Raw genomic sequence first — 6,095 nt, 5'->3', positions numbered from 1 at the left:
TCGTGTCGGCCGTGTCGGTCGCATGAGTCGCATCAGTCGCCGCTTGCGCTCGCACCCGTGTCGTTCAGTGCATCCGCCATCAACTCCCCGAACCACTCGACGAACGCGTTGAGCCGTCGCGACCGGTGCCGGCGATGCGGATACACCGCCGACACGTCCATCGGCTCGGCCCGATGGCCCGACATCACCTCGACGAGCGCGCCGCTGGCAAGCAGATGCGCGACGTCGAAACGCGGAATCTGGATCAAGCCCATCCCGGCGATGCAACTCGCGATATAGGTCTCCGCGTTGTTGACGATCACACGGCTCGGCAGCGCCAGCGTGTGCCGCCCGCCGTCCGCGCAGTATTCCCAGCCGAGCTCGCGGCCGGTCGCGGGCGACGCATAGCCGATCGCCCAGTGCCCGTGCGCGAGTGCATCCGGATGCTCGGGCACGCCGCACTCGCGCAGGTAGTCGGGGCTCGCGCAGTTGATCAGCGCGAATTGCCCGAGCGGCCGCACGACGAGGCTGCTGTCCGCGAGCCGCCCGACCCGGATCGCGCAGTCGACTCCCTCCTGCACGAGGTCGATCGACCGGTCCGTCGAGCCGAGCGACAGCTGCAGCTTCGGATAGCGGCGAAACAGCGACGGCAGCGCGGGCGCGATCATGCGGCGCGCGATCCGGCTCGGCGCATCGACGTTCAGCCGCCCGACCACATCGCGATCGCGACGCCGGAACAGCCGGTCGAGTTCGTCGGCTTCCGCGAGCAAACGCCGGCCGCGCTCGAGCAGCAGTGCGCCGTCGGCGGTCAGCTGAACCTGCCGCGTCGTCCGATGCAACAGGCGCGTGCCGAGCGCCGTCTCGAGCTGCTGGACCGCGGCCGACACGGTCGCGCGCGGCACGTCGAGCGCATTCGCAGCCTTGATGAAGCTGCCCATCTCGGCAACCTGGAGGAAGATTCTGACCTGGTCGAGCTTGTCCATCGGCAGGCGGAAAACGTGGGTTCGGACGCCGGGCGCCGGCACGCGCCGCGCGATGCGGCCTTTGCAGGCCGCTGCGGCGACACAGAAGAAACGGGCGCGCGGCCTGATGCCCGCACGCCCGTCCATTGTCCATGCAAACGGCCCATTGCGGCGCGCCGCGCATATGCGACGACGGCCCCGGCCCTGCACGCTACTTGGTCGTATAGCCGCCGTTGATCAGGATCGTCTGGCCGGTGATCCACCAGCCGTCGGTCACCAGATGGCGGATGAACGGCACGACGTCCTCGATGTCGGTGAGGCCCGTCTTGCTGAACGGCGACAGCGCGGCGGCCGTCTTGTGATACGCGACCGCATCGGCGCCTTCGGCCGGGTAGAAGAACGGCGTGTCCATCGGGCCGGGCCCGACCGCCGTCACCGAGATGCCGCGTGCGCCGTACTCCTTCGCCGCGGCGCGCGTGAAGTGCTCGACCGGCGCCTTCGATCCTTCGTACGCCGCATAGAACGGCGTGAACGCGCCGAGCAGCGACGTCACGAGCGTGACGAGCTTGCCGTGATCCTCGAGGTGCCGCCCCGCCTCCTTGATGAAGAAGAACGCCGACTTGCTGTTCACCGCGAACATTTCGTCGTATTCGGCCTCGGAGATGTCGGTGAACGGCTTCTTCAGCACCTTGCCGACCGTGTTGATCGCGATGTCGATCTTGCCGAAGCGCTGCTTCGCGTCGTCGAACAGCTTCTCGACCGCGGCGGCCGTGGTCAGGTCGGCCTGGAACGTCGCGGCTTGCGCGCCGGCCGCGCGCACGGCGGCGGCCGTCTCTTCGGCCTGCGGCTGCGATGCCGCGCTGTTGTAGTGAATCGCTACCGCCTTCGCACCGTGGCCGGCCAGGTCCCGGGCAATCAGGCCACCGAGATTCTTGGCGCCGCCTGCGATCAGGACGACCTTGTCTGCGAGCGTGTGAGTAGCCACGGTTGACTCCATTTTGCGTTGATTGGAGCTAGGAGTGTAGGCACGGGCGGCGCACCGGTCAGCCCGGTTCGGCTGGATGGATTATCCAGAAAAACGCTCCAATCAGATGCCGCGAACGGTGGCCTGCCCCACCGACGGCGACGCCGAAAACCGCTTGAGCGGTGCGCCCGGACGCGCGGCCTACAGGCCCGCAGGCCGCTCGAGTCAGCTTGCGTACAGCACCGCGTCGATCTTGCCGAGCAGCCACTGCATGCCGGCCAGATGCTGCTGGTCGTGGCTGCACAGGTAATGAAGGAGACCGCGCACGGTGAGCACGCCGTAGCCGTCGAATTCGCCGGTGCGCGCCAGTTGCTCCGGCGTGAGGCGCGCGACGAGGTCGAGCGTCTCGCGCCGTGCGTCGCGAATCGCGGCGAGCACGTCGGACGCATACGCGACGTCGTAGCGGCGCTCGATCGCGAGCGCATCGCCATCGACCGACACGAGCAGCGGATGATCTTCGTCGAGCATGCGTCGCAGCCGCACGTGGTAGCCGTCGATCTCGATGTCGCGCACGTGGCAGAGCTGCCCGAGCGGCGAGAAATGCTCGCTCGGGATTCCGCTCCAGTCGTCGGGCGTCCAGCGCGCATAACCGTCCGGCACGGCGGCGAAATGGGCTTCGAGCTGGCGGGGAAAATCGGCGAGTGCGTCGAGCGTCGTCGGATTCATGCGGCAAAACTCCGTGGCGGAGAACGGGAGAACGCGCGCCGCGTCGCGCGCGGTGCTGCGGCTTCGGCAGCTTACCAGCGCGGGCCGGTTCGTGCCGGTGCCGGCCCGCGGCTTGATAGAATGCGCGCGCTATGGATCTCGAAAGCATTCTCTACACGCAGGGCTTCGGCTCGCGCCGCCAGTGCCGCGGCCTGATCGAAACGGGCCGCGTCACCGTCGCGGGTGCGAGCGCGACCGATCCCGACGCGTCGTTCGACACCGACGGCCTCGTGTTCACGGTCGACGACATCGCGTGGCCATTCCACGCCCGCGCCTATCTCGCGCTCAACAAGCCGGCCGGCTACGAGTGTTCGCGCGACCCGCAGCACCACGCGAGCGTGTTCAGCCTGCTGCCGGCGCCGCTCGTCGCGCGCGGCGTGCAGTGCGTCGGCCGCCTCGACCAGGACACCACCGGCCTGCTGCTGCTGTCCGACGACGGCCAGTTCGTGCACGCGTACACGTCGCCGAAGCGCAAGGTGCCGAAAACGTACGTCGCGACCGTGCGCCACCCGCTCGACGACGCGCAGCTCAATGCGCTGCGCGCGGGCGTGCAGCTCCACGGCGAGCCAAAGCCGATCGCGGCGGTCGCCGCCGACGCGCGCGACGCGCACGCGCTCGCGCTGACCGTCCTCGAAGGCAAATATCATCAGGTGAAACGGATGGTCGCGGCGGCGAGCAACCGCGTCGAGGCGCTGCATCGCGAAAGCATCGGCGGCTTCACGCTGCCCGACGACCTCGCGCCCGGCGCATGGCGCTGGCTCGGCGAAAGCGATCTGTCAGCGCTGCGCAATACCGTCAAAACCCTGTAAGGGAAAATCCGCACGATCGTTCGATGCCCGGCCGCCTCGCGGCCGCATGTTCCCCCGCTATACTGAAATCACAAGCTGTACGAGCAGCAATGCAGGGGGAGACATCATGAACATCAACCATTCTTTCGAACTGTCGTACGTGACGATCGCGTTCGCGGTCGCGGGCGCCATCGTGATCGGCGGGCTGCTGGCCACGATGCACATGAAGCACAAATACCACCCGAACCTGATCGGTGCGCTGATCGGCGCGTTGCTGTGCTTCCTGCTGATCGAGGCGTTACCGGCGCTGACCTGACGCGCCGCCCGGCGCGAGCGTTTGAAGGAATTCGTCTACGGTCGGATAGCGCAGCGTCACGCACAATTCGGCCTTGAGCCGCGTATTGGATAGGCGCCGCGACTCGCGCATGAACGACAGCAGCGTCGGCTCGAGCTGGTGCTCGGCGTCCGCGCGGCTGATGCGCGGCGGCGGCGGCAGGCCGAACACCTGCGCGACCCGGTCGAAATACTCTCCCATCCGAAGTTCGCTGTCGTCCGACGCGTGCACGGCGCGTGCCGGCTTGCCGCGCACGGCCGCGCGGCGCAGGATCGCCGCGAGATCGTCCGCGTGGATGTGGTTCGTGTAGACGTCGTCGGCCGCGTCGAGCGCGGGCGTGCCGCGCTCGAGCCGCGCGAGCGGCAGCCGGTTCGCCGCGTAGATGCCGGGAATCCGCACGATGCGCGCGGACAGCACGCCGCGCACCGTCGCCGCCCGCAACTGACGCTCGGCCGACACGCGCCGGAACGCACGCGCATTCGCCGGGCGCAGCGGCTGCGTTTCGTCGATCCGTGCCCCGCCGCAATCGCCGTAAACGCCCGTCGTGCTGGCGTAGACGAGCGTCGGCGCGCGGAGGCCGTCGGGTACAATACGCGCTGCCCGAGCCGGCACGCCAGCCTGTCGGGTCGCCGCGCGCAGCGCGCGCAGCCGGCCGACCGATGCCACCGGCGGTGCCAACGGGCGCCGAGCAGGCACGGACAGTGCGGCAATCAGCGCACGCGTGCGGCGATCGTCGCGGCCGTCGGATTGCGGCGGCGCGAGATGCAGGATCGTGCGGGCGAGCCCCGCGATCCGTCCGAGCGTCGCGCGGCGATCGAGGTTGCCGACGAGCGGCGTCGCACCGGCTGCGCGCAGTTCGTCGCAGCGGCCCGGATGGCTCGTCAGCGCGACGATCCGCAGGTTGCAGCGCGCTTCGCGCCATTGCGCGACGCAGCGCAGGCCGACGTCGCCGCAGCCGACGATCAGGGCGCGCGGCCGGCGCAGGATTCGAGTCGCGATCATGTTGGTTGCGAAATCAGTAGCCACCGTTGCGCGGCGCGCAACGGGTTTGCATTGTAGCTGCCGTGCGCGAGATGCACGGTCCCCACATTTTGTTCTATTTGGTTCTATGGCATTCAACGTTACTCTCAAGCAAAGCGGCCGGCAGTTCCAGGTCGAATCGGACGAAACCGTGCTGGCAGCCGCGCTGCGCCAGAACGTCCATCTGCCGTACGGATGCAAGAACGGCGCGTGCGGCTCCTGCAAGGGCCAGATCGTGTCGGGCCAGATCGAACAGGGCCCGCATGCGGCATCGGCACTGTCCAACGACGAACGCACGCGCGGCCTCGCGCTGCTGTGCTGCTCGAAGGCGCAATGCGACCTCGAGATCGACGTGCGTGAAATCGCCGGCGTCGACGGCGTGCAGGTGAAGAAGCTGCCGTGCCGGATCGCCGCGCTCGAGCGCCGTGCCGACGACGTGATGGTCGTCAAGCTGCAGCTGCCCGCGAACGAACGCCTGCAGTACCTCGCCGGCCAGTACGTCGAATTCATCCTGAAGGACGGCTCGCGCCGCAGCTACTCGATGGCGAACGCGCCGCACGAGGAAGGCCCGATCGAGCTGCACATCCGCCACATGCCGGGCGGCAAGTTCACCGACCACGTGTTCGGCGCGATGAAGGAGCGCGACATCCTGCGCTTCGAAGGCCCGCTCGGCACGTTCTTCCTGCGCGAGGATTCCGACAAGCCGATCGTGCTGCTCGCGTCGGGCACCGGCTTCGCGCCGATCAAGGCGATCATCGAGCACGTGAAGCACCGCGGCATCACGCGCCCGATGACGCTCTACTGGGGCGCCCGCCGCAAGAAGGACATCTATCTCGGCGAGCTCGCCGAGCAGTGGGCGAGCGAGATCCCGAACTTCAAGTACGTGCCGGTGCTGTCGGAGCCGGACGACACCGACCAGTGGACCGGCCGCACCGGCTTCGTCCACCGCGCGGTGATCGAGGACCTGCCCGATCTGTCGGGCCACCAGGTGTACGCGTGCGGCGCGCCGGTGATGGTCGAATCCGCGCAGCGCGACTTCACGCAGCACCACGCGCTGCCGGCCGACGAGTTCTACGCGGACTCGTTCACGAGCGCCGCCGACCTCGCGCATCCGGTCTGAGTACCGCGCGCCCGCGCCGCCGCTGCGCGCCGCGGTGTCACATCGGTGGCATCGCGGCGGTTTACAGTGGGGCGCGGGATGCCTTATGCTTGCGCACATGAACCGCTTCCTGTCCGCTCTCCGACGTCGCCGCTCGCCGCTCCGCCCGGATGCCGCCGGCTCG

7 protein-coding genes are annotated in these 6,095 nt (G+C 68.6%); 3 read left to right on the top strand and 4 right to left on the bottom strand.

Annotation, left to right across the window (positions count from 1 at the left end; all coding sequences use genetic code 11):
* Window positions 1-32: 32 nt before the first annotated feature.
* From C7H84_RS15405 to C7H84_RS15395, 3 genes are all read right to left on the bottom strand, one after another.
* Window positions 33-962: a LysR family transcriptional regulator gene (locus C7H84_RS15405; RefSeq protein ID WP_121859578.1), complete on the bottom strand. Its 930-nt coding sequence runs from the start codon at window positions 960-962 to the stop codon at window positions 33-35.
* A gap of 190 nt (window positions 963-1,152) precedes the next feature.
* Window positions 1,153-1,926: an SDR family oxidoreductase gene (locus tag C7H84_RS15400; protein ID WP_121859577.1), complete on the bottom strand. Its 774-nt coding sequence runs from the start codon at window positions 1,924-1,926 to the stop codon at window positions 1,153-1,155.
* A 204-nt stretch (window positions 1,927-2,130) separates the two neighbouring features.
* Entirely contained in the window at window positions 2,131-2,631 is a 501-nt protein-coding gene (locus tag C7H84_RS15395; protein WP_121859576.1) for a DinB family protein, read from the bottom strand.
* A gap of 131 nt (window positions 2,632-2,762) precedes the next feature.
* On the opposite strand from C7H84_RS15395, the gene C7H84_RS15390 reads away from it, so the two are divergent.
* Window positions 2,763-3,479, top strand: coding sequence for a 16S rRNA pseudouridine(516) synthase (locus tag C7H84_RS15390; RefSeq protein ID WP_121859575.1), 717 nt, complete (start codon window positions 2,763-2,765; stop codon window positions 3,477-3,479).
* A gap of 106 nt (window positions 3,480-3,585) precedes the next feature.
* Window positions 3,586-3,774, top strand: coding sequence for a hypothetical protein (locus C7H84_RS15385; RefSeq protein WP_121859574.1), 189 nt, complete (start codon window positions 3,586-3,588; stop codon window positions 3,772-3,774).
* Here the strand turns inward: C7H84_RS15385 and C7H84_RS15380 are convergent.
* Complete coding sequence (locus C7H84_RS15380) at window positions 3,757-4,794, bottom strand: SDR family NAD(P)-dependent oxidoreductase (protein WP_121859573.1); 1,038 nt, start codon at window positions 4,792-4,794, stop codon at window positions 3,757-3,759. The genes C7H84_RS15385 and C7H84_RS15380 overlap by 18 nt on opposite strands.
* A 106-nt stretch (window positions 4,795-4,900) precedes the next feature.
* Between C7H84_RS15380 and C7H84_RS15375 the strand changes: the two genes are divergently transcribed.
* Window positions 4,901-5,932 carry a CDP-6-deoxy-delta-3,4-glucoseen reductase gene (locus C7H84_RS15375; RefSeq protein ID WP_121859572.1) on the top strand — a complete coding sequence of 344 codons (1,032 nt, stop codon included), beginning with the start codon at window positions 4,901-4,903 and terminating at the stop codon, window positions 5,930-5,932.
* Window positions 5,933-6,095 lie beyond the last annotated feature (163 nt).

Origin of the sequence: Burkholderia sp. Nafp2/4-1b (assembly GCF_003635165.1) — a bacterium.
Classification (GTDB): domain Bacteria; phylum Pseudomonadota; class Gammaproteobacteria; order Burkholderiales; family Burkholderiaceae; genus Burkholderia.
Note: the sequence above shows the minus strand (reverse complement) of the source record. Positions and strands in the feature narration are given on the sequence as shown.